The sequence below is a fragment of the Albidovulum sp. genome, from assembly GCF_049646345.1.
Classification (GTDB): domain Bacteria; phylum Pseudomonadota; class Alphaproteobacteria; order Rhodobacterales; family Rhodobacteraceae; genus Albidovulum.
Genome location: NZ_JBARVQ010000364.1, coordinates 1 through 1,887 on the forward strand (window position 1 = coordinate 1; position 1,887 = coordinate 1,887).

Here is a 1,887-nt window from a genome sequence, read left to right on the forward strand (position 1 = left end):
TCACGCTGGAAGATGACCGCGCGGCCAACCTCATACGGATGGAGGAGCATTATGCCATTCCGAAGGCGGCGCTGAACGACAATGGGCTGAAAGAAGATTTCTACTTCGCCGCCGAGGATTTCGGCGATTCCTACCCAGACTACCAATTCGCGGCCCGGGTGACACCGCTGACGGCGGGCGGGTCGAAGAGCTATCGCCATATCGTCGAGGTTGACGGCGCGCCGATCAACTTCACACCGCCCAAGGACGTGCGGATCGAGAATCCGGCCTTCGCCTATCGCTTCTCGGGCAAGGCACCGGGCAACGGCCGGCTGCGGATGGAATGGAGCTTTGAAACCCGTGCGCGGGTGGTTCCCGCCGATCAGGTTGAGGCCGTGAACCGGGATGCCCGAAAAATAGGTGATTCCAAGGGATTCAGCTGGAACCTTGATCCCGGGGAAGAACCCGCCGCGAACTGACCCCGGCGTCAGATGTTAAGGTGAAATGCAACCGGATCGGTATCCATGCCGTTGATGCACAACGACACGGCCTGTTTTCCGGCATAGTGGCGCCGCGTTGTTACCTCGCGGAACCGGTGGGCGCGACGGAAGATATGCACCTCTCCCGCGCCGAGCGTCAGGTTGCTGCCCTTGAAGACCTTCGGTGACAAGCGGCCATCAGCCTTCAGGAAGTGCAGCACATAGTCGATCGTCAACTGCTGCGGCTTGCGGCTGGTCGAGCGCAGTTCTGCCGTGAGGTCCAGCACCTGCCCCATCCTCACCGCGTTCGACGACAGATGCAGGACCGGCAGCGCAAGCTGCGGTTTTTCGCGGCCGAAGATTGCCAGTGTGGCTGCATCGCCCTTTTTGATCAGGCTACGGCAGGCATGGCGCAGCAGCGCCTGCCGGTCCTTGTCTGCCCCCTTCATCCAGTCGCGTGCGATATCCGTAACAAGCCCGGGATGGTCCTTTGAGATGTCATTGAGATGATTGGCAACCGAGCGGCGGACATAGACCTCCGGGTCATCGCGGAGCCGGGTCAGGAGCGGCAGGACCGGTGACGGATCGGCGAGCAGCGACGGCAATTGCATAGCCCAGGGCAGACGCGGGCGGGTGCCTTCGGAGATCAGACGGCGGACATGGTGGTTGGGGTCGTCCAGCCAGCCTTCAAGGATGCGGATCGCGCGTGCCTGATCGGCGATCAGAAAATAACGAATGCCGAACTCGGACGAGAAGCGCTTGGTCACCTCGGCCAGCAGGTCCATTGACCGATCGAAATCGTCAACACCGTGCTGACCCACGACCATGGTCAGGGGCAGCACGCCCCAGCCGCAGATGCCGTCATCATCGGATGGCTGGTTCGCGTGGTCGAGCGGGTCGGGATGCAGGATCGCCGTCAGCACGCGGGCCCTTTCCCCCGCATCCTCCGGCAGCGTCCCATTCAGGATATCGGCGATAAGCTGGGCCCGGGCCTTCAGTTCCAGCGCATCGAGTTTGGGAAGGATCGCCGACCGAAACGCTCTGGCATCGAAGCCCGGATGATGCCGGGAAACATGTTTGGCCAGACAGGCGACAAGGTCAGGCGAAAAGAACGTCTTGAAGGGTTCCATAGGGTCTCCGGCTGTCGCTGGTTCTCGGGGAACCGTGCCACAGCCGGAGACGAAGGGGGAGACCGTGAGTTGCGCGCGCCGGCCACCCTTCTGTCAGGAGCGCGATGACTGCGTTCCGGATCTTGTCATTTCAGAAGAGACCCGAACGCGTTAGCGAAGAAGCTGGCCGTAGACGTCGTGAGCGCCCGCGACGGAGTTGAGCTGTCGCGTACCCTGGGTATCACCGGCATAGGCGGCCACGGCACGGTAGGTCTGCGGGCCGAAGGTGCCGTCGATGCCACCGCTGTAATAGCCCCAGC

The 1,887-nt window shown here is 62.3% G+C and carries 3 protein-coding genes; 1 reads left to right on the forward strand and 2 read right to left on the reverse strand.

The window, feature by feature from the left end:
• A partial coding sequence (locus WBB85_RS09090) for a hypothetical protein (RefSeq protein ID WP_432638303.1) occupies positions 1 to 458 on the forward strand: 458 nt, incomplete at its 5' end.
• An 8-nt stretch (positions 459 to 466) separates the two neighbouring features.
• Here the strand turns inward: WBB85_RS09090 and WBB85_RS09095 are convergent.
• Entirely contained in the window at positions 467 to 1,588 is a 1,122-nt protein-coding gene (locus WBB85_RS09095; protein WP_432638304.1) for a DNA alkylation repair protein, read from the reverse strand.
• 150 nt (positions 1,589 to 1,738) lie between these two features.
• On the reverse strand, positions 1,739 to 1,887 hold a 149-nt coding region (locus WBB85_RS09100; protein ID WP_432638305.1), incomplete at its 5' end, for a peptidoglycan-binding domain-containing protein.